21 protein-coding genes are annotated in these 25353 nt (G+C 61.7%); 5 read left to right on the top strand and 16 right to left on the bottom strand.

The window, feature by feature from the left end; translation table 11 throughout:
- Positions 1–272: 272 nt before the first annotated feature.
- The 6 genes from Q5H92_RS10905 to Q5H92_RS10880 all read right to left on the bottom strand — a co-directional run bounded on the left by Q5H92_RS10905 (position 273) and on the right by Q5H92_RS10880 (position 7983).
- Positions 273–3191: an outer membrane beta-barrel protein gene (locus Q5H92_RS10905; RefSeq protein WP_305011556.1), complete on the bottom strand. Its 2919-nt coding sequence runs from the start codon at positions 3189–3191 to the stop codon at positions 273–275.
- Between the two features lie 180 nt (positions 3192–3371).
- Entirely contained in the window at positions 3372–4022 is a 651-nt protein-coding gene (locus tag Q5H92_RS10900; RefSeq protein ID WP_305011555.1) for an O-methyltransferase, read from the bottom strand.
- 120 nt (positions 4023–4142) lie between these two features.
- Entirely contained in the window at positions 4143–4598 is a 456-nt protein-coding gene (locus Q5H92_RS10895) for a YDG/SRA domain-containing protein (RefSeq protein WP_305011554.1), read from the bottom strand.
- 4 nt (positions 4599–4602) lie between these two features.
- Positions 4603–5541, bottom strand: a complete 939-nt coding sequence (locus Q5H92_RS10890) for an alpha/beta fold hydrolase family protein (protein WP_305011553.1) — start codon at positions 5539–5541, stop codon at positions 4603–4605.
- A gap of 40 nt (positions 5542–5581) precedes the next feature.
- Entirely contained in the window at positions 5582–6820 is a 1239-nt protein-coding gene (locus Q5H92_RS10885; RefSeq protein ID WP_305011552.1) for a M16 family metallopeptidase, read from the bottom strand.
- A 95-nt stretch (positions 6821–6915) separates the two neighbouring features.
- Complete coding sequence (locus Q5H92_RS10880) at positions 6916–7983, bottom strand: glycosyltransferase family 9 protein (protein WP_305011551.1); 1068 nt, start codon at positions 7981–7983, stop codon at positions 6916–6918.
- 188 nt (positions 7984–8171) lie between these two features.
- Between Q5H92_RS10880 and Q5H92_RS10875 the strand changes: the two genes are divergently transcribed.
- Positions 8172–10103: an SPFH domain-containing protein gene (locus Q5H92_RS10875; RefSeq protein WP_305011550.1), complete on the top strand. Its 1932-nt coding sequence runs from the start codon at positions 8172–8174 to the stop codon at positions 10101–10103.
- A gap of 143 nt (positions 10104–10246) precedes the next feature.
- On the opposite strand, the gene Q5H92_RS10870 is transcribed toward Q5H92_RS10875, so the two are convergent.
- Together Q5H92_RS10870 and Q5H92_RS10865 are read right to left on the bottom strand one after the other, a co-directional pair.
- Positions 10247–10711: an Lrp/AsnC ligand binding domain-containing protein gene (locus Q5H92_RS10870; protein WP_305011549.1), complete on the bottom strand. Its 465-nt coding sequence runs from the start codon at positions 10709–10711 to the stop codon at positions 10247–10249.
- 409 nt (positions 10712–11120) lie between these two features.
- Positions 11121–13349 (bottom strand): protein-disulfide reductase DsbD family protein, encoded by a 2229-nt coding sequence (locus Q5H92_RS10865; protein WP_305011548.1) that lies wholly within the window; start codon positions 13347–13349, stop codon positions 11121–11123.
- Positions 13350–13567: 218 nt separating this feature from the next.
- Here Q5H92_RS10865 and Q5H92_RS10860 point away from each other — a divergent pair, with 218 nt between their 5' ends.
- On the top strand, positions 13568–14950 hold the full coding sequence (locus Q5H92_RS10860; protein ID WP_305011547.1) for a hemolysin family protein: 1383 nt from the start codon (positions 13568–13570) through the stop codon (positions 14948–14950).
- Between the two features lie 170 nt (positions 14951–15120).
- On the opposite strand, the gene Q5H92_RS10855 is transcribed toward Q5H92_RS10860, so the two are convergent.
- Both Q5H92_RS10855 and Q5H92_RS10850 read right to left on the bottom strand, forming a co-directional pair.
- On the bottom strand, positions 15121–15792 hold the full coding sequence (locus tag Q5H92_RS10855; protein WP_305011546.1) for a TM2 domain-containing protein: 672 nt from the start codon (positions 15790–15792) through the stop codon (positions 15121–15123).
- Between the two features lie 175 nt (positions 15793–15967).
- Complete coding sequence (locus Q5H92_RS10850; RefSeq protein ID WP_305011545.1) at positions 15968–16498, bottom strand: gamma carbonic anhydrase family protein; 531 nt, start codon at positions 16496–16498, stop codon at positions 15968–15970.
- A 68-nt stretch (positions 16499–16566) separates the two neighbouring features.
- On the opposite strand from Q5H92_RS10850, the gene Q5H92_RS10845 reads away from it, so the two are divergent.
- The gene (locus tag Q5H92_RS10845; protein WP_305011544.1) at positions 16567–17061 is read left to right on the top strand and encodes a hypothetical protein; all 495 of its coding nucleotides are present in this window, start codon (positions 16567–16569) and stop codon (positions 17059–17061) included.
- Positions 17062–17163: 102 nt separating this feature from the next.
- On the opposite strand, the gene Q5H92_RS10840 is transcribed toward Q5H92_RS10845, so the two are convergent.
- The 6 genes from Q5H92_RS10840 to accD form a co-directional block, all read right to left on the bottom strand.
- Positions 17164–18147 carry a radical SAM protein gene (locus tag Q5H92_RS10840; RefSeq protein ID WP_305011543.1) on the bottom strand — a complete coding sequence of 328 codons (984 nt, stop codon included), beginning with the start codon at positions 18145–18147 and terminating at the stop codon, positions 17164–17166.
- Between the two features lie 110 nt (positions 18148–18257).
- Entirely contained in the window at positions 18258–19031 is a 774-nt protein-coding gene (locus Q5H92_RS10835) for an endonuclease III domain-containing protein (RefSeq protein WP_305011542.1), read from the bottom strand.
- A 136-nt stretch (positions 19032–19167) separates the two neighbouring features.
- Positions 19168–19884: a YiaD family glycine zipper/OmpA-like lipoprotein gene (locus Q5H92_RS10830; RefSeq protein ID WP_305011541.1), complete on the bottom strand. Its 717-nt coding sequence runs from the start codon at positions 19882–19884 to the stop codon at positions 19168–19170.
- A 184-nt stretch (positions 19885–20068) separates the two neighbouring features.
- Positions 20069–20347, bottom strand: a complete 279-nt coding sequence (locus tag Q5H92_RS10825) for a YMGG-like glycine zipper-containing protein (protein ID WP_305011540.1) — start codon at positions 20345–20347, stop codon at positions 20069–20071.
- 189 nt (positions 20348–20536) lie between these two features.
- Complete coding sequence (locus Q5H92_RS10820) at positions 20537–21280, bottom strand: YiaD family glycine zipper/OmpA-like lipoprotein (protein WP_305011539.1); 744 nt, start codon at positions 21278–21280, stop codon at positions 20537–20539.
- A 110-nt stretch (positions 21281–21390) separates the two neighbouring features.
- Positions 21391–22293, bottom strand: a complete 903-nt coding sequence (gene accD / locus Q5H92_RS10815) for an acetyl-CoA carboxylase, carboxyltransferase subunit beta (RefSeq protein ID WP_305011538.1) — start codon at positions 22291–22293, stop codon at positions 21391–21393.
- A gap of 396 nt (positions 22294–22689) precedes the next feature.
- On the opposite strand from accD, the gene Q5H92_RS10810 reads away from it, so the two are divergent.
- Positions 22690–23706, top strand: a complete 1017-nt coding sequence (locus Q5H92_RS10810; RefSeq protein WP_305011537.1) for an OmpA family protein — start codon at positions 22690–22692, stop codon at positions 23704–23706.
- Between the two features lie 110 nt (positions 23707–23816).
- Entirely contained in the window at positions 23817–25259 is a 1443-nt protein-coding gene (locus tag Q5H92_RS10805; RefSeq protein ID WP_305011536.1) for a hypothetical protein, read from the top strand.
- Positions 25260–25353: the final 94 nt, after the last annotated feature.

Here is a 25353-nt window from a genome sequence, read left to right as displayed (position 1 = left end):
TAGTTTGAGCCGCCAGGGGCCGTATCAATAGCAAGCTCAGACCAAGGAGCAGGGCAACGGGATTTCGCATAAACAAGACGGGCGGAAGGCGGCCACCGCGGCCCCCTTCCGCCCGGAAGTTGCAAAGAACCTGATTTTTGAGCAAACAGGCTTTGGCTGGCCGTTATGCAGCGCGCTGCCTGTCGTTCTGAGGGCAGCGAAGGATGGCAGGCGATTTAGTTACCACTACACGCGAGATGTCTCGGCTGCGCTCGACATGACGTTCTGAATTTCTACTGCGGGCCGCCCCCACCGCCGGGGGGCGGGCCGCCCATGCCGCCGCCCTGGCCGCCGCCGGGAGGGCCGCCGAAGCCGCCGCGACCTTCGCCCCGGCCTTCGCGGCCGCCGCCTTCGCCAGCGGCCGGCGCTATCACGTTGCCGCTGCGGATGTTGTAGGTAAACATCAGCATGAAGTAGCGCTGCAGGATGTTGGTTTGCACGTCTTCGTAGTAGGCCTCGGTCACGTTGCGCGAGATGCTGCGGTTCTGGCCCAGCAAGTCGAAGGCGTAAACCTTGATTTCGCCGCGCTGGCCGGGGAAAATCTTCTTGCCGATGCTGGCGTTCCAGAGAATGTACTGCTGGTTGTAGCCGGCCGAGAGGCCCGCGTAGGCCTGGTGCACCACGTCGGTGGCGATGTTGATGCCGGGGCCCACAATCCAGTTCAGGCGGCCGCGCGTCACCTGCGAGAAGTAGTCGGTGTTCAGGCGCGTTTGCAGGGTGTTGATTACGTAGTTCTTGCTCGACGTGGTGGAGGCCGTGAAGTCGAGGTTGGCGCTGATGTTGGAGCTGAGCGTGAGGCCGGCCCCGAACGAGGGCACGCGGGCGTAGTTCAGGCCGCCGTTCACGAGGCCCGGCGTTTGGGTGAAGCCGGCGTTGCCGCTCAGGTTCACGTTGGTTTTGAGGGCCTTAATAGGCCGGCCGTAGCTGATGAGCGAACGGACGTTGTACTGCTGACTCAGGTTGGTGGGCTGGGTGAGCTGGCCGCCGGCCGGGATGGTGACGGGCGGCGCGCCCTCCGGCGTCACGGTGGTTTCGCGGGCCGCCACGATGGTGCGGTTCGAAATCGGGTTCTGCGTGTAGGCGCCCGAAAGCAGCGCGAAGAAGTTGCTCGACACCTCAGGGTTGGAGGCCGAGTAGCGCACGTTCACGGAGTGCTGGAATTCCTGGCGCAGCGTGGGGTTGCCGATGGTGAGCTGCAGCGGGTTCGAATTGTTCACCACGGCCTGCAGCTGGCCCACGCTGGGCGGGTTGGTGTTGGTGCGGTAGAACAGGCGCAGGTTTTTCTGGCGCGTGAAGCGGTAGTTCAGGTTGGCGTTGGGCAGCACGTTCACGAAGGTGTAGCGCCCGATGCTGGGCCGCGGGTACTGCGCGTCGCTGTACAGCTCCGAGTACTGCCCGGCCACCCCCAGGCCCGCCTGAAACTTCTGCGTAACGTGCCGGAACGTGACCCCACCCGACTGATTAAGGTAGTAATTATCAAACACATTGCTCAGGCCCTCGTTCAGCTGGCGCGTGTCGCCGGCCAGCCGGTCGTAGGTGTACTTATCGGAGTGGTTGGGCGCGTAGCTGATGGCGTAGTTGGCCTGCAACTGGTTCTGCCGCGAAATAGCTTCCGTGAGGGCCAGGTTGGCGTTCACGCCGCCGCCATTCTGCTTCAGGGTGCTGAGCTGGTTGAGGTTATTCAGGGCCGAGCCCGTGTCCTCGGTCTGGAGCGTGGTAGTGGACGTGCGCTGGCTGTAGGTGCCCCCGATGCTGAGGCTGGCCGTGCGGCCCACCTTGGCGAAACGGTGGCGCAGCAGCAAGTCGCCGCCGGTGTTCAGGCCTTGATTTTCACCGGTGTAGGTGCTATTGATGCGGCTTTGCTCGGTGCCGCGCCGGCTGGTGACGCCGTTCACCAGGCTGTTGGAGTTGTTGGACTGCGAGCTGAACCGGGGCCGGAACAAAATGGAGTTGGCCGAGTCGATTTTGTGCTCCAGCCGCAGGTTGAAGCGGTGGTTGGTGTTAAGGCTGCGGGCGTTGCCGGCCTGGTTGAAGCGGGTGTTGGCCGTGTCGACATAGTAGCGCTGCACGGTGCTGGCCAGGGCGTTGTTGGCCCGGTTGAAGAAGTAGCTGGCCGACAGCTCGGTCTTCTTGTTCCAGGTATTCGAGTAGTTCAGGCCCGCCGCGTTGGTGGTGGTGATGCCGCCGCTCTGGTTCACCAGGAAGTCGCCCGCGTTGCCGCCGTTACCGCCTCCCCCACCGCCACGGTTGCCTCCGCCCCCGCGCCCGCCGCCGCCGGTGTTGGAGTTGCCCACCACGCCCAGCAGGTCCTCGGTGCCGAAGTTCTGCTCGTTCACGTTGTTGCTCTGGGCCAGCACCGACACCCGCTGCGCGCCGTTGAACTTGTTCACGTTGCCGCTGGCCTTGTAGCGGTCGGGCCCGGCGCCGGCTACCACGCGCCCAAACGTGCCGTTACGGAATTCAATCTTCGTAACAATGTTGATAGTCTTGGTCGTGTTGCCGTCGTCGAAGCCCGAAAAGCGGCTCTGCTCGCTGCGCTGGTCGAATACTTCCACCTTGTCCACCATTTCGGCGGGCAGGTTTTTGAGCACCGCGTCGGGGTCGGTGCCGAAGAAGGGCTTGCCGTCGACGAGCACCTGGGCCACGTTTTCGCCCTGGGCCTGAATCTTACCGTCGGCCCCGCGGGCCACGCCGGGCATCTTTTCCAGCAGGTCGCCGGTGGTGGCGTCGGGGTTGGTTTTGAAGGCGCGGGCGTTGTACTGCGTCGTGTCGCCCTTCTGCACACTTTGGGCGGCGGCGCCCGTCACCACCACGCCTTTAAGCTGAATTCCACCCGTTTGCAAGGCCAACGTGCCCGTCTGCACGGGCGTGCCGCTCACGGTCACGGCCTGGCTCAGCTTGGCGTAGCCCACGAAGGAGGCATCGAGCACGTAGCGCCCGGCGGCCACGTTATCGAACTGAAACTTGCCCTCGGTGTCCACCGCCGTGCCGCGCTTCACCGAGTCGGGCAGGTGAATGAGCAGCACGTTGGCCCCGATGAGCGGCGACTGGTCTTTGCCGTCGGCCACGCGGCCGCTCACCGTGGTGGGCGCCTGCGCCCGGGCCGCGCCTACGCCAAGCAGCAAAAAGAAAAGCAGGGTAAAATGCCGCATATAAATGAGTTAAGTATGTTTTCAGAGTAAGGAGGCAGGCAGCAGAAATTTCGTAGCTCAACAATCAGCTATTTCTTTTGACCTCAACTACTTACCGCCGGCCAGTTAAGCGCTGGAAATAAGCCTGACGAGAATCCCCCCATCAGGGTTCGGTCAATGAAGCAATCGATTGTGTAGCTCCTACGTCTTACGCAGCAGCAGCAGCCCGTCACGCAGGGGCAGAAAAACCGGCTCCACGCGCGCATCTCGGGCTATTTTGTCGTTGAAAGCGCGCACCAGGGGCGTGTCCTTATCACCGGATTTCAACGCGTGTTCGGGCAGCACCTTGCCGCCCCACAGCACATTGTCGACGACGAGCAACCCGCCTGGCCGCACCTGTTCAATGACGGCCTCAAAGTACGCGTCGTTATTGCGCTTGTCGGCGTCAATAAAGACCAAGTCCCACACTTCATCGACCAAGCCTGGCAAAACATCGAGCGCTACGCCGATGTGCAGCTGCACCCGCGCTGTGAGCCCGGCCGCCGCCACGTAGCGCCGGATGCGCGCCTCCCGCTCCGGGTCGATTTCGATGGTGTGCAGCTGCCCATCGGCGGCCAGACCTTCGCCCAGGCACAGCGTAGCGTAGCCGCAAAACGTGCCAATTTCTAGGATGCGGCGAGGTTTTACTAAGTGGCTGAGCATGCTCAGAAAACGGCCCTGCAGGTGGCCGCTGCTCATGCGCGGCATCAGCAGCTGCAGGTGGGTTTCGCGGGTGAGCTGGGCCAGCAGCGGCGGCTCGGGCGCGGTGTGCAGGGCGGCGTAGAGGTTGGTGGAGTCGTCGTTAGAAGACATTGTGGCGCGAAATAGGGTAGAGACGCAATATTTTGCGTCTCGTCGTTGCTGATGTTGTCTAGTTGGTGCAGTTCGGCGTGGTTCCGATCGTTCAACGACGAGACGCAAAATCTTGCGTCTCTACGCCGTTCTGAACGGCCGCAGCTGGAACACATACACCTGAAAGCCCGATTTCCCCGGCCCATAAGTTGAGCTTACCACTTGGTATAGCCCCTCGTACCGGTACACGTCCGGCTCGCCGTCCTCTGCAAGCACTTTGCGCAGCACCCGCACCGGCTGGCCGGTTTCGACGCTCCGCAGCAATGCCAGGATGCCGGTAGTAGGCACCTGGTCCATAATTTGGCGGCCGGTTTTAGGGTCGCGCCCGCCGTTGCCGGAGTACAGGATTTCCTCTTCGCCGAAATCGTCCTCCTCGTACTGCCCGGCCAGTACGATGCTTTCGGCCCCGAGTAGCTGGGTGCCGCACACGCCGGCTCGGCGCGGCCGGTGCACGCCGCTTAGTGACAAGTCGATACGGTTGTGGAAGGTGTCGCCGGGCCGGTAGGTACCGGGGTGGCCGTAAACAGGAATTGGCATGAGCTTACCGATTAAGACAGGTTTGCAGCCACTGAACGCATTCGGGCGCATCCACAATCGACCAGGCGTGCGGAAACTGGCGGCCGTTCAATCTGCCCTTGCCGGTGGTTTCCAGGTATTCGGCGCGGGTGTTGCCCTGGCGCTGCAGGCAGGCCACCAGCTGCCGGAGCGTCACGGCGTTCAGGTCTTCGAGTTGCATGGTGGCGCAGAAGTGCCACCGCCAGAAAGCCATATCCGGCTCGCAATACACCCGCACGGGCGTGGCCGCCAGCCAGGCCAGATTACCGCCGTTGGGGCTGGTGTCGATAAAGGCTGAATGTTGCTGATAAACGGCCGGAAATTGCTCCGGCGAGCCGCCGAAGGCGTCCCCCAGCGTTTTGAGGGTGGATTGACCTCCACGCACGAGCAAGGAGCTGCAATTCTGCGCGATGCTCCGCTGGCCTCGGTGCCACAGGTTGGCCAAATCGGCGGGCGGGTCTACTCCCAAAACGGCCTTTACCCGCCACTTATGCCGGGTGCTGTCCCGCACCAGTGCCTCGGCATAGGCCAGCGCCAGCTGCCCGCCCGCCGAGAAGCCTCCGATGCACAGGTTGCGGCCCATAGCAGGATATTGGCGTGCCACCTGCGTCAGCACCAATTCCAGTAGGCGCGTACTGGCCGAATCCAGGTACAAGCGGTTATTCAGCGTGGGCACCACGGCCAGCAGGCCTGCGCGGGCGGCTTCCTGCGCCAGCGTCGTTTCCTTAAAAACCCGCTCGGCGGTACCGCCCAGCCCCGGCAACAAAAGCAGCACCCCGCGCGGCGTGCCCGCCGGAGCCACTGAGTAATAGGCCTGTTCCCTGGCGTGCCGGCCGTTCCAGTAGAGGTCGACGGGGTCGGTTGGCTGCACGCGCTGCCGTTGCACCGGCTGCGCCGCCGCCCTTGAAGCCAGCAACCAGAGCATGAGCAGCCAAACCGGTGCGCCGCTTATTCTTTGCATCGCGCTACTTCCCTTCCGGCACGTATTGCAGCACGCTCAGGTAGTCTTCGGTCAGCACCTCGTTGGCCATGTCCTGCAATTCGGCGGCCGACACGCGCTCGATTTTCTCGAAAATCTCGCTCAGCGGCTCCACGCGGCCCAGGTCGAGGGTGCTCTTGCCCAGCAGCTGCATCAGGCCGCTGTTGCTTTCCTCGCTCATGGCCAGCTGGCCCATGAGCTGGTGCTTGGCCGTATGCAGCTGGTTGGTGGTGAGGGGCTTTTCGCGCAGCAGCTTGAGCTCCTTTTGCACCAAACCCAGCGTGCGGTTGAGCTGCTTGCCTTCGGTGCCGAAGTAGATGCCGAACAAGCCGGTATCGGTGTAGGGCGAGTACGTGCTGTCGATGGTGTACACCAAGCCGTATTTCTCGCGCACGGCCAGGTTGAGGCGCGAGTTCATGCCCGGCCCGCCCAGGATGTTATTCAGCATGAAGAACGGAATGCGGCGCGGGTCGGTCAGGGCGTAGGCCGGGCCGCCCACCAGGCAGTGCGCCTGCGAGATGGGCCGGGTTTCAACCTGGGTTTTGCGCGCGTAGCTGCCCACCGGGCGGCGCACCCGCGGCCCCCGCCGGGCCGGCAGCGGCGCCAGAAACTTGTCGGCCAGCTTCTTCACCGCCTCAAACGAGAGGTTGCTCACCGAGCTGAATACCAGCCGGTCGGTCCGCATCTGCTCCTGCAAAAAGGTGTGGAAGTCGGCCGTCTGGAAGCGGCTCACGCTCTCGCGGGTACCCAGAATGTTGATGCCCAGCGGGTGCTCCCCAAAAACCACGGTGTCGAAATCATCAATAATGGCATCCTCAGGTGCGTCCTGGTACATGCTCATTTCTTCCAGAATCACGCCCCGCTCCTTCTCCACCTCGCGGCCCGGAAACACGGAATTGAACGTAAGGTCGGTCAGCAGTTCAAAGGCCCGCTCGAAATGCGTGCTCAGCAGCGCGGCGTAGAAACAGATTTTCTCCTTGGTGGTGTAGGCGTTCAGCTCGCCGCCCACCGTTTCGAGGCGGTTGAGAATATGAAAGCTTTTGCGCTTCTCGGTGCCTTTGAAGGCCATGTGCTCCCAGAAGTGGGCCAGCCCCTGCTGGTGCGGGGCCTCATCGCGCGAGCCTATGTCGAGCAAAAACCCGCAATGCGCTATTTTAGTGTGCGGTACCTGCTTGTGTAAGAGGCGGATACCGTTGGGGTATTCGTGAATGTGATAATCGAGCATAAGTAATACAAAGGTACCGGACGCTGCGCTTAATGAAGAATTAAGAATGAGGAATGAAGAATTAGGGACACCCGGTAATTCTTCATTCCTCATTCTTAATTCTTCATTGATAAAAGCAGTTGCCCCACCTCAATGCCGTAGGCGCAGCGAAAGTGCCCCAGCGGGCAGGCGCCGTGTCCGTGCAGCCCGCAGGGCCGGCAAGCCAGCGGCTCCCGCGTCTCCACCACGAAGGAAACCGGGCTCAGCGGCCCAAACCCAAAGGCTGGCACCGTGCTGCAAAACACCGCCGTGACCGGCGCGCCCACTGCCGAACACAGGTGCATCGGCGCCGAGTCGTTCACGTAGTTCATTACCGCCCCGCGCATGAGGGCAGCCGAGGCCAGCAAACCAATTTTGCCGGCAATACTGACCACATTTTCGCGGCCACTGGCGGCGGCCAGCCGCTCGCAGGCACCCACGTCGGGCGGGCCGCCCAGCAGGTACACGCGCAGGCCGGCGGGTAGCGCGGCCAGCAGCTCCAGCCACTTGGCTTCCGGGTATTGCTTGGTGAACCAAACGGAAGTGGGCGCCAAGCAGACGTAAGGTCCGGCCGCCGCGTAGGGCGCCACCGCCGCCTCATCGGCCGCTGACGGGTACAGGCGCGGGCGGGACGCTGCGCTTAATGAAGAATGAGGGATGAGGAATGAGGAATTATCGGGCGTCCCCAATTCTTCATTCTTCATTCCTAATTCTTCATTAAGCAACCGCAGGTTGCGTAAAACCTCGTGCGTACCATCGCCGATATGGTGCGGCACACGGCGCGTGAAAAACCGGCTGAGTGGGTTTTTGGCAAAGCCGATGCGCTCCTTCGCTTTCGAGAAAGCGGTGAGGAAGCCGGTGCTGGCAAAACGCTGCAGCGTGACCACGCGGCCATATTTCGCGGCTCGAATCTGGCGCAGCAAATCCCACAGGGCGGCGTACTTGCGGTGCTTTTTGTCCCAGATGAGCACCCGGCGCACGTGCGGGTGGCCGGCCAGCAGGCCCTCGTTGCCGCGCCGCACCAGCACATCCACGGGCGTGGCGGGCTCGGTGTGGTGTAGGTATTCGAGCAGCGCCGTCATCAGAATAACGTCGCCGATGAAAGCGGTTTGGATGAGCAGCGTGGCTTGGGGCGAATCGGACATGGGGAAGCGCAAAATTACGCCGGGCCGGCCGCCTTCGGCGGCGTCTGTTGCACTGTTCAGCCCAACGCCTACCTTTCAGCCCAATTTTAGCCCGCTTAATTATCGGGCGGGCTTGTAATATCCGGCCCGGTTCATCGATTCAGGGGCTGCTGAATGCTTCTTCATTACTCATTTTTTCTGCGTTGTCCATGCTTCTAGTCATTACCGTTACGCTGGCTTACACGCTGTTCGGCATCCTCATCGGCTTGCTGCTGTTGGTGTTGCTGGCCAAATCGTTGCTCGGTATCGTCGTCATCGGCGAACTACAGGTGGGCGTGGTGGCCAAAAAATTCTCGCGCCGCAACCTGGCCGCCGGCCGCCTCATCGCTCTCGAAGGCGAGGCCGGCTATCAGGCCGACACGCTGGCCCCGGGCTGGCATTTCTTCCTTTGGCCCTGGCAATACGACGTCACCAAAGAGCCCGTGGTCATCGTGCCGCAGGGCGAAATCGGCCTGGTGGTGGCCAACGGCGGCGAGCCCATCCCGCCCAGCCACATCCTGGCCCGCGAAATCGACTGCGACAATTTCCAGGACGCCCGCGCCTTCCTCACCAAAGGCGGCGAAAAGGGCCGGCAAATCGGCATGCTCACGGCCGGCACCTACCGCATCAACACGGCCCTGTTCACGGTCATCACCCAGCGCACGGCGGCCACCATGGGCATGCGGCCCGAGGAGCTGTTCATCTACCGCGTGGCGCCTGACGCGGTGGGCATCGTCACCACGCTTGATGGCGTGCCCATCACGCCCGGCGAAATCGCCGGCCCGGTCATTCCCAACCACAACAATTTCCAGGACGCGCAGGCCTTCCTCTCGGCCGGCGGCAGCCGCGGCCTGCAAGAGCAAATCCTGCTCTCCGGCTCCTGGAACCTGAACCCGTGGTTTGCCCGCGTCGAGCAGGTGCCCATGACGGAAATTCCCATCGGCCACGTCGGCGTGGTCATTTCCTTCGTGGGCCGACCGGCCGTGGACGTGAGCGGGGCCGATTTCACCCACGGCAACCTCGTCGAAGTAGGCCACAAGGGCATCTGGGCCACCCCGCTCTACCCCGGCCGCCAGCCCCTCAACACGCACATCATGAAAGTGGAGCTCATGCCCACCACCAACATCGTGCTCAACTGGGCCGTGCGCACCGAAGCCCACCACTACGACGACCACCTGAGCAGCATCACGGTGCGCTCGCGCGACGGCTTCTCCTTTAATCTCGACGTGGCTCAGATTATTCACGTCGGCGCCCTCGATGCGCCCCGCGTCATTTCCCGCGTGGGCTCGATGAAAAACCTGGTCGACCACGTGCTGGAGCCCATCGTGGGCAACTACTTCCGCAATTCGAGCCAGGAATTTACCGTGCTCGACTACCTCACCAACCGCGCCGAACGCCAGCGCGAAGCCTCCGCCTACATCCGCACGGCCTTGAGCGAGTACAACGTGCAGGCCGTCGATACGCTCATCGGCGACATCGTGCCGCCGGCCCAGCTCATGACCACCCAAACCGACCGCAAGCTGGCCGAGGAGCAGCGCAAAACCTACGAGGTGCAGCAGGCCGCCCAAACCCAACGCCAAGCCCTGGTGCGCGAAACCAGCATCGCTGACATCCAGAACTCGCTTGTGCAAAGCGAACAAGGCGTGAACATCGCCGAGCTACAAGCCAACGCCCAGGTGAAAAAAGTGCGCGGCGAAGCCGAAGCCGCCAAGCTGCGCGCCGGCGGCGAGGCCGAAAGCACCCGCCTCCGCGCTATCGCCGATTCCGAAGCCACCCGCCTGCGCGGCGTGGGCGAGGCCGAAGCCATCCGGGCCATCGGCAACGCCAAGGCCGAAGCCTACCGCGTGGGCGTGGAGGCCCTGGGCACCCGCGAGTTCACCGGCCTGCAGCTGATGCAGATTATCGGCGACCGGCAGGTGAAAATCGTGCCCGAGGTGCAGGCCAACGGCGGCGGCACCGGCGCGGGCGGCGGCCTAGTGGAGGCACTGATTGGCCTGCTGGCCCAGCAGCAAACCGCTCAATTGGGTGCCCCGGCTCCGGTTGTTCCTCACACCGCACCGGTCGACGCGCCAGAAACGCCCACGCCGCCTGCAGCGGTTTAGGCACTTAAATTAAGAACGTCATGCCGAGCGTAGCCGAAGCATCTCGCGTGCAGTAGTAATCCATTCGACAGGTTTACTATAGCACGCGAGATGCCTCGGCTACGCTCGGCATGACGTTCTTTTTTACTAGGCCAGGCCAGCGCTTAGGTCAGCTGCGTGGGGCGGTTCACTACTTCCTCCAGCGAAATGAGGGTTTCGGTGCGCTCGATGCCGTCGATGGGCTGAATGCGGTCGTGGAGCACGTCGCGCAGGTGCTGGGTATCGCGGCATACGAGGCGAGCGAATACGCCGTAGGCGCCGGTGGTGAAGTGAATGCTCACCACCTCCGGAATTTCCTTCAGTTGAGTCACCACGCTGGTGTATACTGAGCTCTTCAGCAGGTAAATGCCCAGGAAGGCACTCACGCCGTAGCCAAGCTTCTGGTAGTCAATGCGCAGGGTGGCACCCTGTACAATGCCGATTTCTTCGAGGCGGGCCATGCGCACATGCACGGTGCCGCCCGAAACGTTGACTTTGCGGGCAATTTCCGTGTACGGCATTTTGGCATCCTGAATCAATAGATTCAGAATGTTCCGGTCAGTGTCATCAAGTTCGTAATTTCTAGCCATTTTTTGCAGGAGTGTATTGAATGCATTACAAAATTAAGGTGTCAATATTAATTTTATTGCAAATTTTCAGTTGAACAACAAAAATATTTGCACCACCTCACTTCTCCTCTTACATTTGTCACAATCCAAGGCAGAAGGCCACGGCGCAAACGTTGCAAAAGATGAGCTCGCAAAGAAACGGAGGATATCCGGCCTAATTGCAAGCTTGCCACCTCAATGAGGACGGGTTATTTTCGCAACTGCCGTGGTTGGATACGAAGGAGAAGAGGGGAAAACGAGGCAGCGCATCTGGGTGGGTGCGCGCCTCACACAAGTGAGAGGCGACCTCTGGGTGGGGGTCGCCTCTTCGTGGTTTAAAACGATTGCGGAAATAAACACCTTCTAAAAATCAGCGGGTTAGCGCGCTGTATTAGCGGGCCGCCACGGGGGTGCGTTGGCTCTGATATTGTTTCACACCTGCCCGCAAGAACGCGCTGAACTGTGCCACGTTGGGCTCGTAGGCAATGGGCGTTACGAGGGGCTTACTGGTAGTAGCGTCGGGGTCGAGCAGCACGTAATATGGCTGAGCATTAAAGCCGTAGCGCGTAATTTGCAAGTCGGCGTTTTGCTTGCCGAGCGTTTTTTTCACCTGCTGGTCGTGGGCGGAGGTATACCATTCTTTCTCCGGCAGTTCGGTTTTATCATCTACGTACAGGGCCACCACCACGTAGTCGTTGCGCAGTTGTTCCAGCACCTGGGGGTCGCTCCACACCGTGGCTTCCATCTTGCGGCAGTTCACGCAGGCGTGGCCGGTGAAGTCGATGAAAATGGGCTTGTGCTCCAGCCGGGCTACGCGCTTGGCCTGCTCCAGGTCGAAGTAGCCGTTGAGGTTGTGGGGCAGTTCCAGAAACTCGCCGAAGCGCGGTGCCTCGCGGCCGACGCTGGCCGGCACCACGGCGGCACCACCGGCGCTGGCCAGCGAAAAATCGTGCTTGCTCTGGGGCGGCAGGTAGCCGGCCAGCAACGGCAGCGGCGCCCCAAACAGGCCCGGCACCAGATACACAGTGAAAGCGAAAGCCAGCACAGCCATTAGCAGCCGGCCCACGCTGAGGTGGTCGAGGGGCGAGTCGTGCGAGAGGCGGAACTTGCCCAGCAGGTAGAAGCCCAGCAGGGCCGAGAGCACCACCCAGAGCACGATGTACACGTCGCGGTTGAGCAGGTTCCAGTGGTAAGCCAGGTCGGCGGTGCTCAGGAATTTCAGGGCCAGCATCAGCTCCACGAAGCCCAGCACCACCTTCACGGTATTGAGCCAGCCGCCGGAGCGGGGCAGGCTTTTCAGCCACGAAGGGAAGATGGCGAACAACGTGAACGGTAGCGCAAACGCCAGCGAGAAGCCCAGCATGCCCACGATGGGCTGAATGCGCTGCCCCCGCGCCGCCATGCCCAGGATGCTGGCCACAATGGGCGCCGTGCACGAAAACGATACCACCACCAGCGTGAGGGCCATGAAGAAGATGCCGGCCCAGCCGCCTTTATCGGCCTGCGCATCTACCTGGTTCACAATCTGGTGGGGCAGCGTGATTTCAAACAAGCCCAGAAACGAGAGGCCGAACACCACGAACACCACAAAGAAAATCAGGTTGGGCAGCCAGTGTGTGGCAATCAGGTTCGGGCCGTCTTCGCCCAGCAGCACCGATACGAGCACGCCCATCAGCACGTAAATACCGATAATGCTGGCCCCGTACACCAAGGCTTTAAAAATGCCGCGCTGCCGGCTGTCGTTGCCGCTCGTGAACAGCGAAACCGTCATTGGCACCATCGGGAATACGCAGGGCGTGACCAGCGCGGCCAGCCCCAGCGTGAACGCCAGCAGCGCAAAGCCCCACAGCCCGCCGGCTTCCTTCACGGGGTCTTGGGCCGTGGCCACGGCGGCGCTGGCGGGCGCGGCGGCTATTTCGGCCGGCGCCACAGCAGCTTGCACGGTAGCGGCTGAATCCGTCACTACAGTAGCCGCTGTGGCTGGGGTGGTGGGAGCTACAGTCGGAGTGGCTGCTTCGGTCGGAGTGGCTGATGAATCGGCCGCCCCCAGAATAACCGGCGCGATGCCGCGAACGGGCTTACCCTTATCAGGTGGCGCCACGGCACCGGTGGATTTGGCCGGGGCAGCACCCGCCGCGCCCGTCACGGTGAGGGGGCCGAAGGTGATGGTTTCGTTGCCGGGTACGCAGCGGCCGTCGACGGTGGTGCAGGACTGGTAGTCGGCAACGCCACTGATGGTGAGCGCGCCGGGCTGCAAAATCTTAATACGCTGGCGTAGCTGGCCGGTTTTTTCCCAAAACGCCACTTCGCCTTTGAACACCTCGTCCTGCTCGTGGTGCGACTTCACGGACTGGAGCTTGCCCACCAGTGCGTAGCCCGGGCCGGGCTTAAAGGCCATGGTGAAGACCACGGGCCCGACTTCGTCGCTGAAATCGGAGGCGTAGAGGTGCCACTTGTCGTCGATGCGGGCGTTGATAATCAGCTCTACCTCCTCGCCCACTTTGGCGGTGGGCTTGCTGAGGGCCGTGGTCAAGTGCGTGGGCGTGAGGATTTGGGCGCCGGCCGACGTAGCCAGCCCCAACCAGAGCAACAAGAATTTAAGTATCCGGGAAGTATTCATTCGTGCTAGATAGCCGGCCCCCAAGCGGGCGGGGCGGGGTGGGTAATAACCGAAAAAGCTCGGTCCTCGTTGCAGCATTCGCCTCTGAGGTCCGGAAGCCGCCGCCGCAACGGGTGGCCGCAAGTCTGCTTTAGGCTTCACAAAATAAGGTTGGCCTGATGACAAATGGATGAGCCAAAAGTTCATCAAGCCAACTACCTGCGCCAAACTGCGTACTTTTGAAGCACAATGGCCCCCAGACCGACCGCGTCGCGGGGGCCGCCAACATGGGTTTAAAAATACTAATCACCATTCTGCTCGTTTTGCTGAATGGCTTTTTCGTCGCCGCCGAATTCTCCCTCATCCGGGTCCGAATGTCGGCCATTGAGATTAAAGCGAAGGAAGGCAGCCGCCTGGCCAAGCTGGTTCTGAGCATTCTGCACAACCTCTACGCCTATCTGTCGGCCACGCAGCTGGGCGTCACCATCGCCTCCCTGATACTGGGTGCCGTGGGCGAGGAGGTGACCACGGAGCTCATCAAGGGCGCCGTGGAGAAATCGGGCTTTACCATTGCGCCGGCCGCCGCGCACACGCTGTCGGTGGTTATCGGCCTGATAATCATTACTATTCTGCACGTGCTGTTTGGCGAGCTGTTCCCGAAGGCACTGGCTATTCAGCGTTCCGAATCGGTGAGCATGGCCCTGGCGCTGCCGCTGCGTATATTCTACTACGTGACGCTGCCGCTGACGTGGTTTTTGTCGAAGGCCTCCAATTTCATGCTGGGGCTGGTGGGCGTTACCAACCTGCACGGTACCGAGGCGCACACCTCTGACGAATTGCGCCTGCTGCTGGACCAAAGCAAGGAAAGCGGTGAGATTCAGGACTCCGAGCACGAGCTGATTGAGAACGTGTTTCAGTTCAACGACCGGATGGTGAAGCAGATAATGGTGCCCCGCACCAAGCTCTCGGCCCTGGACGTGAACGCGCCGGCCGACCAGATTCTCGACATTATTTTCAGCGAAGGCTACTCGCGCTTGCCGGTGTACGAAGGCAACATTGACAATATCGTGGGCGTGCTCAACGTGAAGGACCTGCTGCCCATCATCCGGCGGCAGGAGCCCGTGGACCTGGCTCGCATCATGCGCGCGCCCTACTTCGTGCCCGAAACCAAGAAAATCAACCGCCTGCTACGCCAGTTCCAGCGCAAGCACATTGTGATGGCCATTGTGAGCGACGAGTTCGGCGGCGTGTCGGGCATCGTTACCATTGAAGACATCATGGAAGAGCTGGTAGGCGAAATCCAGGACGAGTACGACAACGAAGTGCCCGTGGTGGAGAAGGTGGCCGAGGACGAGTACCGCGTGAACCCCGCCACGCCCATCTCCGACGCCAACGAGTACCTCCCCTACCCCCTGCCCGAGGGCGAAGACTACGAAACCGTGGGCGGCTTGCTCAACGTCATCTACGGCAGCATCCCCGAGGTGGGCGACGTGGCCGTGCTCGACCCCTACGAATTCCGGGTGCTGCAACGCTCGCGCCGCGCCGTGGAGCTGGTGCAACTGCGCGTGACCACGCCCACCGAGCGCGAAGCCCCACGCGGCGAGCTGAGCGACGAGCTGTAGGCCGGAACCGCCCCGCTTTTCTCCAGGCCCCAAACAGCCGTTTCTGCTCAAACCAAAGTTGCGGTTGGCCGGAAACGGCTGTCTTTTTGCGGCATTGGAATTGAAATAATCCCGCAGGGGGCCGGCCGGTTTATTCCGACTCCTAAAAAACCGATGATTTGAGCAACCTGTTATTCCCGGCGCTTGAGTTTGCCTTGCAAAATCCGAACGGCGTCGACCAATACGTGCAGGTAAGCGTAGCCCAGACCGGCAAAGCCGGCCACCAGCAGAAAAAGAGCAACTGCAAACCCACCCAGCGCACTGCTGATAAACGCCGCGTTTGCCAAGGGAATGGCAACGAGACACAGCGCAACGCAGACCAGCGTGAATAGCAGGTAGTGCCAGGCATCGTCGTTGCGCCCAAGGTAGAACTGGTGTGCGCCAAGAAGCCCCAGCACCACGGCCAGGGCGAAGGCGACGCCCTTGTGGTAGGGCTTAGGGTCGTCTAGCGCGGCCAAGACAGGTGCTGTTTTTTCAGAACGGCGCGAAGCCAAGGCCAGCAGGTGGTGCTTTTTCGCTGCGGTGTCGGCCGTGGCAGGCCGCCACGCCGCCGGATGCACACGCCGCCGGCCAGCCCGCAGCGGTTCGGCCGCCGCCCAGGCCAACGGCCGAATCGCAGCCGTGCCGACAGCCTGAAAGTCGCGTCTTGCAACAGTGGTATCGACCGAAACGTTGGCGTTGGCTGAAACAACGGCCGCTGGCCGCGCCTGGAATGAGTAACCGGCCCGCTGGCATCCAGTCAGCAACCCCATGGCAAACACCAGCCCACTGACCAGGTATTGAATCGTAAAAAGAAAGCGCATAAATAGGGCGTGAAGTGTAAGACAGGCCAGGACGAAGAGGGCAGTTGGCCAGCGTCTACCCAAATCGAACTTGTCGGTTTAAGGACATCGGTTGGAATAATTGCCCACAATCCGCCGGCTCTACCGGCTATCAGTCAGTGATATTACCGGCCAACCAGCGGGTGCAAATCGGACTTTACCGGTTGGCATCGGCCGGTGCAAGCCAGCTGGCGTAGGTCTGGTAATTGGCCGCCGTGCGCTTCAGGCCTTCGCGCTGCTCCTCCGTCACGGGTTTTATTTTCTTAGCGGGCACACCAGCGTAGAGAAAGCCGGGCTCGCACACGAAATTTTCCAACACCACCGCCCCGGCCGCGATGATGCAGCCGGTGCCCACCACGGCATGGTCCATCACGATGGCGCCCATGCCGATGAGCACATCATCTTCTACGGTGCAGCCATGCACCAGCGCCCGGTGCCCGATGCTCACACGGCTGCCGATGCTGAGCGGGGCCTTTTGGTAGGTGCAGTGCAGCACCGCACCGTCCTGGATGTTGGTTTCATCACCAATGCGGATGCGGTGTACATCGCCCCGAATGACAGCCGTGAACCAGACGGTGCATTTCGCGCCCAGCACCACGTCGCCGATGATGGTAGCATTATCGGCCACGAAACAGTCGGCTGGAATTTGCGGAAAAATGCCGTGAACAGGTAATATAAGGGCGGGCATGACGATACAAGAGTTGGTTCGGCCGTAAATATGCGGCGGTTTATGGTTCACCCGTTTTCTATCGACTCATGCTGTTTCAGGAACGTCAGGTTTTCATCCGCCGCTGGTGGCCGTTGCTGCTGGCGCCCGTCATTGTAGTGGGCACGCTGGTTTGGCTGGTGCCAGCCAAGCCCTTCCACGCCGACTGGCCCGCTGTCGTGGCTGGCGTGGCGGTGGCCCTCGGCATTGCCCTGCTGCTCACGCTTCGCCTCGAAACCCGCCTGGACGACGCCGGGGCACATTACCGCCTTTTCCCGCTGCAGTGGAGCTGGCGGCTCCGCCCCTGGACGGAAGTAACCCAAGCCTACGTGCGCGCCTACGACCCGCTGGGCGAGTACGGCGGCTGGGGCCTGAAGGGCCGAAGCAGCAACCGCGCCCTCAACATCTCCGGCGACCAGGGCCTGCAACTGGTGCTGCGCGACGGCAACCGCCTGCTACTGGGCACCCAGCGTCCGGCTGAAATCACGCAGGCGCTTGGGCAACTAGCGGTGTCCGGCCTGAGCACGGTGCCGCCCGTCGGCTAGGCACTCGGTTAGAACGAAGTAGGGGGCGGGGCCTGCCCCCGCCCGTCGTTGAACGGAGCTGTTCAGGCGGCGCGTACGTCCGGGCGGGGGCAAGCCCCGCCCCTACGCTCCAATCAGCCGCTTCCAAGTGCCTTTCTCCCAGTTATACTTGAGCGTACTGGGTAAGGCCTGCCAGAAATATTTGCTGGTTTCGACTGCGAAGCTGGGCTGCATGTAGCAATTGATGGTGCAACCCTCACAGGCAGGCAGGCGGCCTTCGAGCGCGGCCAGGCGCTGGGTTTCGGGGGCGTTGTAGAGGTCGAACAGCTTGCCTTCGATGGGGAATTTCTGCTCGCCGAGGTGGTAGCAGGGCAGCACCAGTTCGTTCGAGGGCGAAATGACCAGCGTGGTGCTGGCGGCCCGGCACACCGGCGCGGCCACGTGATTGCCGCCGTCACGCCGCAGTTGGATGAAGGCCTCATTCAAATACACGCCCTTGCGCTTGCCGAAGGCCGAGAGGAAGTCCAGTTCCTTGGGGGTAAGCTGCTCGCCGGTTTCCACGTCGCCGTACTCGAAGGCGGGATTGAGAATGAGCACGAGGCCGTTGGGCTGGGTAATGTCGCGGTACACGGCCTCCAGGTCCGCCAGGTTTTTGCGAAAGACGGTGAAGAGGATATCCGGCCGCTCGCCCAGCTCTTTGGCCACGCGAATGCTTTCGAGCACAAAATCGTAGCAGGCCACGCCGCGGCCCAGGTCGTGGGTGTCGCGGTCGGCCGAGTCGAGCGAAAAGTGCAGCATATCGACCTTGCCGCGCAGCTTTTCGGCATTCTTAGGATAGAGCAGGCCGTTAGTCGTCACGGTGGTGATAAAACCCATCTCGCGCGCCAGCCCCAGAAACTCGGGCAGTTGCCGGTGCAGCAGTGGCTCGCCGCCAGTGAAATCGATGACGGACACGCCCAACCGCTTGAGGTCGCGTAGGTTCCGGGTCACGTCTTCGAGCGTGATGTAGGGCGAGGGCTTCTCCCAAATATCGCAAAACGCGCACTTCGCATTGCAGCGGTAAGTCACGTAGTAATTGCAGAGGACGGGGTGCTTGACGAGGCGCATAGCGGTAGCGCGGACTTTTAGTCCGCGCATGAACTGACTTTCAACCGCGGACTACCTAGCGCGCGCCTGAATAGTTTTCAACTCGCGGACTAAAAGTCCGCGCTACAAAGCTAATGCGGCAGCTTGCCCCAGGCGGTGGGGTCCCACTGCGTAGGCGTGGCCGCCAGCGCTTCAGCAGTGGCCTCCCCGTGGTGCTCCTGGTAATAATTGCAAAAGCCCTTCAACGGACAGCGGGTGCAGTTCGGCTTCAGGAAAAAGCAAATCTGCTGGCCGTGCCAGTAGTTGTGCTTGTGGAAGTTGAACAGCGTTTCTGCATCAGCCGGCAACAGGGCCAGCAGCACGCTATGCGCCTTCTCTACCGATACTTTCGGCCCCAAAAAGCCCACCCGTTGCGCCACTCGGTGCACGTGTGTGTCGACGGGCAGCACCGGCTTGTGGTAGTTGAAAAGCAGCAGCAGCGATGCCGTTTTCAGGCCGATGCCGGGCATATCCGTGAGCCAGGCCATGCCCTTTTCGGTGGTCCAGTCGCCCAGAAAATCCAGGTCGAACGGCCCGCCGGTTTCGGCCTGAATACGGCGCAGAATCTCCTGGATGCGGGGCGCCTGCGTATCGGGCCAGCGCGTGGTTCGGATGGCGTGGGCCAGTTCCTGGGTGGGCGCGGCCTCCACGCCAGCCCAGTCGCCGAAGGCTTCCAGCATGCGGTCGTAGGCCAATTCCTCGTCGGCGTGGGTGGTACGGTGCGACAGGACCGTCGAAATCAGCTCGCGCATGGGCGTGCGGCGCGGCTCCGGCGGCAGGTGGCCGTAGAAGTGGTCGAGAATCTGATGGTCGGCCCAGGCTTTTTCGGCGGCCGATGAGGTGTAGGTAGCAGTGGGAGAAGGCATTTTGATTGTACCCAAGGCCCAGTCGCAAGGTTGCTTTGGCGCGCCAGTTCGGCCCCCACAGCATAAAAAAAGGCTGCCCGGTTGGGCAGCCTTTTTTAGTTGAATACCGGCTGCGCTTACCGCAGCCGGCTTGGTCTTACAGCTGGCCTTTTTTGGCGGCCTTCTGCATTTTTTCGTTGGCGAAAATGGCTACTTCCACGCGACGGTTGGCGGCTTTGCCGGCCACCGTGCTGTTGTCGCCCACGGGCTGGCTCGAGCCGTAACCTTTGGCCTGAATTCGGCCAGAATCAACACCTTGCGCCTGAATCTCGTTCGACACGGCCTGTGCGCGACGCTCCGATAGGGGCTGGTTGATGGCATCCGAACCCGAGCTGTCGGTGTGGCCTTCGATGATGACGTTGGTGTCGGCGTATTTCTTCAGCGTGGCGGCCAGTTGGTCGATGTTGCCGGCAGCTTCCGGGGTCAGGCTCGACGAGTTGGTGCCGAACAGAATGCCCGAAGCGAAGGTGATTTTGATGCCCTCGCCCACGCGCTCTACCGTGGCGCCTTCCAGGTCGCGGCGCAGCTCAGCGGCCTGCTTGTCCATTTTGCGGCCGATGAGGGCACCACCGGCACCACCCACCACAGCGCCGATGATGGCACCTTTGGCCGTGCCCGACTTGCCACCGATGAGGCGGCCCGCCACGCCGCCGGCCACTGCGCCACCCAGGCCGCCGATGAGGCCGCCTTTGAGGGTTTTGCTCATGCCTTTCGGCTTATCCGTCGAAACGGTAGAAGTTTGGGCCTGCGCAAAGTTGTTCAGCAACAACAGCAGCGCAAACATAAATGCGAGGGACGAACGAAGAAATTTCATGTTTAAAAAAGGGTTTGGATAAAAGAGGCCAGCCACAAGCGCAACTGGAGCAATGAGGCGGCAAGTACGCCATTTGCAACCACCTTGCCAAACTCTACAACTGTGCCGGGCCCGGCATAAAAAAAGGCCCTGCCGCAGAGGCAAGGCCTTTTTAACAGGTGTGGCGCGGGCGCCACGGCCCCGGTTACTTCTTGCCCTTGTAGTTATAATAGCGGGCCGGGTCTTTTTTCTTGTCCTTGTTGCGGCCAATCAAGCCACCGCCTACCACGCCAGCGGCACCGCCAATCAGGGCACCCTTGCCGCCGCCAATCACGGCGCCGGTCACAGCACCGGCACCGCCGCCGATGGCCGCGCCTTTGGCTTTATTGCTCCAACCTTTTTTAGGCGTCTGGGCCTGAGCGGCCGAACCGGCCAGCATCAAAAAGGCCATTACCAGCAGGAAATATATTTTGAAAGTCTTCATGACAACAGTTGAGTTTGGATTGAAAAAAAACAGAAACAACGGGGATTAAACGGAGGCATGGGCCCGCAGGTTTTGCTGCGGTTAGTCTAATCGTTGCCAACCAGAAAAAACCAAAAAAAAGCCGCCCATTCGGGCGGCTTTTTTAATTTCAACCTAAGCTGCCGGGCAGCTTGAGTGTCGATTGATGGCTTACAGACGGCCTTGTTCGGCAGCCTTTTTCATTTTTTCGTTGGCGTAAATGGCAATTTCTACGCGACGGTTGGCCTGACGGCCCTCCACGGTGGTGTTGTCGCCCACGGGCTGGGTCGAGCCGTAACCATTGGTGGTGATGCGGCTGGCAGCCACGCCTTTGGCCATAGTAGAAGTAGCCACGGCTTGGGCCCGGCGCTCCGACAGGGGCTGGTTGATGGCGTCTGAGCCGGTGTTGTCGGTGTGGCCTTCAATCAGCACGTTGGTGTCGGGGTATTTCTGGAGCACGGCGGCCATCTTGCTGATGTCGCTTTCCGAAGCCGGCCGCAGCGTGGCCGAGTTGGTGTCGAAGAGAATGCCCGAATCGAAGGTGATTTTGATGCCTTCGCCCACACGCTCTACGCGGGCGCCTTTCATGTCGGTTTGCAGTTCTTCGGCAGCTTTGTCCATCTTGCGGCCGATGATGGCGCCGGTGGTGCCACCCGCAGCAGCGCCCACAATGGCGCCAATGGCCGTGCCCTTGCCGCCGCCCAGCAGGCCGCCCACTACGCCACCCAGCACTGCGCCGCCACCAGCGCCCAGCAGGCCGCCTTTGGTGGTTTTGCTCATGCCCGTTTTGCGGGCGCCGGTGCCGTTGTTGGTCGAGAGGTCGGGCTGGGTGCTGGCTTGCTGCGACGTGGCGCAGGAGCTAAACAGCAGCACGAAGGCCATCAGGACAGAAAGGAGAGATTTGGAGGTGTTCATGAAGTGAAGAATTGGTGAGTATTTGGCCTTATACGGGAAAAGCCCGTTCCGGTGTCGGAATGGGCTTTTCAAGAAGTGTGCCGAAAGCAAAAAACTGCGCTGGCGAGGCACTAATGGGCTTTTGTGGCGGTGCGGCGGGCTTCGCGCTGCTCAGGAGCGGCGGCCGAAGCGGGGCGGAGCATGCCCAGCAGGTCGGCCAAGCGCTGCTTCATCTCGCGGCGGTCCACAATGAAATCGAGGAAGCCGTGTTCCAACACAAATTCGGCGCTCTGGAAGCCCTTGGGCAGGTCTTTGCCGATGGTTTCCTTTATGACGCGCGGCCCGGCAAAGCCGATGAGCGCGCCCGGCTCGGCAATGTTAAAATCGCCCAGCATGGCAAACGAAGCGGTGACGCCGCCCGTGGTGGGGTCCGTCAGGAGGCTCACGTAGGGCACGCCGGCTTCGCTAAGCAGGGCCAGTTTGGCCGAGGTTTTGGCCATTTGCATCAGCGAGTAGCCGGCTTCCATCATGCGGGCGCCGCCCGAGCGCGAAATCATGAGGAAAGGCGTGCGGTTTTGGCGGGCGAAGTCGATGGCACGGGCAATTTTTTCGCCCACCACCGAGCCCATCGAGCCCCCGATAAACTTAAAATCCATGGCCGCCACCACCAGCGGCTGGCCCGCCGACACGCCATGGGCCGTGCGCACGGCGTCTTTCAGGCCAGTGTTGCGCTCGGTCGCGGCCACGCGCTTCGGATACTCTTTGGTATCGACGAAGTGTAGCGGGTCGCCGGACGTCAGGTTGGCGTCGAGCTCGGTATACTGGCCGCCGTCGAACAGAAACTCGAAGTAATCGGCGGCGTCGATGCGGTCGTGGTGGTTGCAGTTGCTACACACGAACAGGTGGCGCTTGTGCTCGGCCATGGTCACCACGGTTTTGCATTCGGGGCATTTGTGCCAGAGGCCGTCCGGAGTTTCTTTTTTCTGTTCGGTGGGGGTCACAATGCCCTTTTCTACGCGCTTGAACCAGGCCATATAGTTAGCTTTTAGCTGTTAGCTGATGGCTATTAGCTTTTAGTTTTGGGGAGGATTCGCCGATTTCAGGCCGGCGGCAACTGATGAAACAGGGCGTCAAAGATAAGTCAAACGCGGCGCCTGCCGGTGCGGGTTTGGCAAAAGGCCGAGGCCGGGCAACTGTTTACGCGCGTCCGGTTTTTTGGTCGAAGTACGCGGGGCCAAACTCCGGGCCGCCCGGCATGCCGGCAATACCCCTGATGGTTTCGGGACCTCGCAGGCAGACAAATATAGCCCAAACAGGTAGGCAAAACCGCTTTTTGGCCGGCTTGGCCGCGCATTAAGCGCTACCTTGCCCTGCCAACGCGGCCGGGCAGTCCGGCCGCCGATGGCTTGGCCCCGCGCCCCCTTCTGCCCGTGAAACGCTTCTCCCCTGCCCTGCTGGGCCTTTCGCTGCTCGCCGCTTCTGCCCTCAACGGCTGCGTGACAGCCCGCAAATACGACGACCTGAGCGCCCGCCAAAAGGCCGACGCCCAGGGCAAAGAAGCCGCTGATCGCCAGCTCCGCAGCACCACCACCGAGCTGCAAAAAGCCTCCGACGAGCTGGCCCAGCTGCGCCTCACCCAAAAGCGCCTCGTGACCGATTCGGCCGAAACCGGCGCCGCCTACCGCAAAACCCGCAGCCTCTACAACGAGCTGAACAACAGCTACGACAAGCTGCTCAAAAACAGCGACCGGGAGCTAGCCAACAAGTCTTCCGACTACAACAAAGTAGCCAAGGACCTGGCTCGCCGCGAAGCCGAGTTGGGCAGTCTCGAAGTGAACCTGCAAAAAAGCAAAGCCGACAACGACCGCCTCGCCGCCGACCTCAAAACCCGCGAAGCCCGCCTCGCCGAGCTCACCCAGGCCCTGGCCGACAAGGACAAAGCCGTGGAAGACCTGAAGGCCCGCGTGAGCAAGGCCCTGCTCAGCTTCAACAGCAGCGACCTGCAGGTGAAGCTGAAGGACGGCAAGGTGTACGTGTCGCTCTCGGAGCAATTGCTCTTCAAATCGGGCTCGACGAAAGTGGACCCCAAAGGCCAGGAAGCGCTGAAAAAGCTCGCCACCGTGCTCCAGGAGCAGAAAGACGTGAACGTGGTGGTGGAAGGCCACACCGACAACGTACCCATTTTGCGCGGCACCGCCGGCATGACCGACAACTGGGACCTGAGCGCCCTGCGCGCCACCGAAATCGCGCGCCTGCTCACCACCAGCGGCGTTTCGCCGGAGCGCGTCACGGCCTCGGGGCGCGGCCAGTACGTGCCCGTGGCCGCCAACGACACGCCCCAGAACAAGGCCATGAACCGCCGCACCGAAATCATCCTCACGCCGAAGCTGGACGAGCTGTTTCAGATTCTGGGCAGTAATTCGAGCACGTCGGCGCCTGGAAAATAAACGGCCGGCTCGGGCAACTACATTATTTGCTGTTAGCCATTTGCAATTAGATTTGGGGGCTGTCGGCCCCGCCGATGGTGCTGTCACCTTTGCCGTCCTCTTCTCAGCCGATGCTCCGCTTTTCAGCTTTTCGCGACATTCTGCTTCTTTTTTTCTGTCTGGCAAACGCCCTGGCGGCCCACGCTACGCACATATTGGGGGGCGACCTTACCTACGAGTACGTGGGCACTGCGGCTTCCCCAAACCTCTACCGCGTGACGGCGCGCATTTACAGTGACGGCAGCGGGGCGGTGGGCGTAGGTGCGCCGCCCACGGGGGTTTCGCTCGCGTGCAGCCCGAACGGGTGCACCCTGCCCACCATCTCCACCACGCTGACGCGGGCGGCAGGCCAAACGGTTGCTACCTCGTGCACGGGCACCAGCGAGTCGGTCATCATCACCACTCTGCAAGGACTGGTGACGCTTCCTCCCGCCCAATGGCAATTAACCGTCGGCATGGCGTCACGGGTCGCCGGCATCACCAACATAGCCCAATCCGGCACGGTCGGACTTTCCCTGAACGCCGAGCTGGATAATTCGACGGGCCTGGTGAACTCCTCGCCCCGATTCACCGCCTCGCGGCCCGTGCACCTCGTCAGCGCCCAGGCCCAACGGTACAGCCTCAGCGCCTTCGACAGCGAAGGCGACTCGCTGGTGTACGAAGCCGTGCAACCCCTGACGGGCAATTCCCTTCCTACCACGACATGTCCTCCCGCTACCACGGGCGCCGCCGCCCCGCACCTGCAGCTAAACGCCGCCACCGGCGAACTGCTGAACGTGGCCGGCGCGGCCGGACAGCTAGGCATTTACGCCCTGGGCGCCCGCGTGAACGAGTACCGGCGCGTGAGCGGGAACTGGCGAAAAATTGGCAGCGTGATGCGGGAACTGGATTATTATGCCTCGGCCGGCACCAACCTAGCACCGGCCTTCACCCGCGTGGCGTTGGCGGCTGCTCCCACCGGCCAGCTGCTGGGCCAGGAAATCCGCATTGCCGCGGGCCAAACGGCCACGTTGGTTTTCACCGCCACCGATGCCGACGCCGGCCAATCGGTGACGCTGAGCAGCGAAGTAGCCGGGCTGGTGCCCGGAGCCACCTTTCAGCCCCTGGCCAACGGCCAGGGCCAGCTCACCTGGCAAGTGCCTGCCACGCTGCCGCAAGGCCGCTACCAACTCACGGTTTCAGCCCTCGACAATGCTTGCCCGCTGCTGGGCCACAGCGTACTTACGGTGCTTTTTCTGGTCACGCGCACGGGCTTGGCCGCCCGCCCGCGACAGGCGTTGGCGCAGCCGCCTTTCCCGGTGCCATTCAGCGAAGTTGTACAGTTCCAGTTTGCCGGACAAGGCGTGCAGCCCGTCACCATCACCGATGCCCTAGGCCACCAAGTAGCGCAGCTCAGGACGTCGGCCGATGGCCGCGTGGTGTGGCAGCCCACCGCTACCCTGCCCGCCGGCCTCTACTTTGCCCGTAACCCGGCCGGCACGCAAGTGGCCCGGCTGCAGTACAGCGGCAATTAGCGCACGTCTGAACGAGGTACGACCTCGCCCCTACCTCAAACAAAAAAGGCCCTTCAGTATATTGAAGGGCCTTTTTCGTCTCAAAACTGAAATG

This window comes from Hymenobacter mellowenesis, assembly GCF_030581005.1.
GTDB lineage: Bacteria > Bacteroidota > Bacteroidia > Cytophagales > Hymenobacteraceae > Hymenobacter > Hymenobacter mellowenesis.
Note: the sequence above shows the minus strand (reverse complement) of the source record. Positions and strands in the feature narration are given on the sequence as shown.

Excerpts from the sequence above, each read along its gene's own strand:
- Q5H92_RS10905 (WP_305011556.1), bottom strand. The coding sequence starts at position 3,191 with ATGCGGCATTTTACCCTGCTTTTCTTTTTGCTGCTTGGCGTAGGCGCG.
- Q5H92_RS10900 (WP_305011555.1), bottom strand. The coding sequence starts at position 4,022 with ATGTCTTCTAACGACGACTCCACCAACCTCTACGCCGCCCTGCACACC.
- Q5H92_RS10895 (WP_305011554.1), bottom strand. The coding sequence starts at position 4,598 with ATGCCAATTCCTGTTTACGGCCACCCCGGTACCTACCGGCCCGGCGAC.
- Q5H92_RS10890 (WP_305011553.1), bottom strand. The coding sequence starts at position 5,541 with ATGCTCTGGTTGCTGGCTTCAAGGGCGGCGGCGCAGCCGGTGCAACGG.
- Q5H92_RS10885 (WP_305011552.1), bottom strand. The coding sequence starts at position 6,820 with ATGCTCGATTATCACATTCACGAATACCCCAACGGTATCCGCCTCTTA.
- Q5H92_RS10880 (WP_305011551.1), bottom strand. The coding sequence starts at position 7,983 with ATGTCCGATTCGCCCCAAGCCACGCTGCTCATCCAAACCGCTTTCATC.
- Q5H92_RS10875 (WP_305011550.1), top strand. The coding sequence starts at position 8,172 with ATGCTTCTAGTCATTACCGTTACGCTGGCTTACACGCTGTTCGGCATC.
- Q5H92_RS10870 (WP_305011549.1), bottom strand. The coding sequence starts at position 10,711 with ATGGCTAGAAATTACGAACTTGATGACACTGACCGGAACATTCTGAAT.
- Q5H92_RS10865 (WP_305011548.1), bottom strand. The coding sequence starts at position 13,349 with ATGAATACTTCCCGGATACTTAAATTCTTGTTGCTCTGGTTGGGGCTG.
- Q5H92_RS10855 (WP_305011546.1), bottom strand. The coding sequence starts at position 15,792 with ATGCGCTTTCTTTTTACGATTCAATACCTGGTCAGTGGGCTGGTGTTT.
- Q5H92_RS10850 (WP_305011545.1), bottom strand. The coding sequence starts at position 16,498 with ATGCCCGCCCTTATATTACCTGTTCACGGCATTTTTCCGCAAATTCCA.
- Q5H92_RS10845 (WP_305011544.1), top strand. The coding sequence starts at position 16,567 with ATGCTGTTTCAGGAACGTCAGGTTTTCATCCGCCGCTGGTGGCCGTTG.
- Q5H92_RS10840 (WP_305011543.1), bottom strand. The coding sequence starts at position 18,147 with ATGCGCCTCGTCAAGCACCCCGTCCTCTGCAATTACTACGTGACTTAC.
- Q5H92_RS10835 (WP_305011542.1), bottom strand. The coding sequence starts at position 19,031 with ATGCCTTCTCCCACTGCTACCTACACCTCATCGGCCGCCGAAAAAGCC.
- Q5H92_RS10830 (WP_305011541.1), bottom strand. The coding sequence starts at position 19,884 with ATGAAATTTCTTCGTTCGTCCCTCGCATTTATGTTTGCGCTGCTGTTG.
- Q5H92_RS10825 (WP_305011540.1), bottom strand. The coding sequence starts at position 20,347 with ATGAAGACTTTCAAAATATATTTCCTGCTGGTAATGGCCTTTTTGATG.
- Q5H92_RS10820 (WP_305011539.1), bottom strand. The coding sequence starts at position 21,280 with ATGAACACCTCCAAATCTCTCCTTTCTGTCCTGATGGCCTTCGTGCTG.
- accD (WP_305011538.1), bottom strand. The coding sequence starts at position 22,293 with ATGGCCTGGTTCAAGCGCGTAGAAAAGGGCATTGTGACCCCCACCGAA.
- Q5H92_RS10805 (WP_305011536.1), top strand. The coding sequence starts at position 23,817 with ATGCTCCGCTTTTCAGCTTTTCGCGACATTCTGCTTCTTTTTTTCTGT.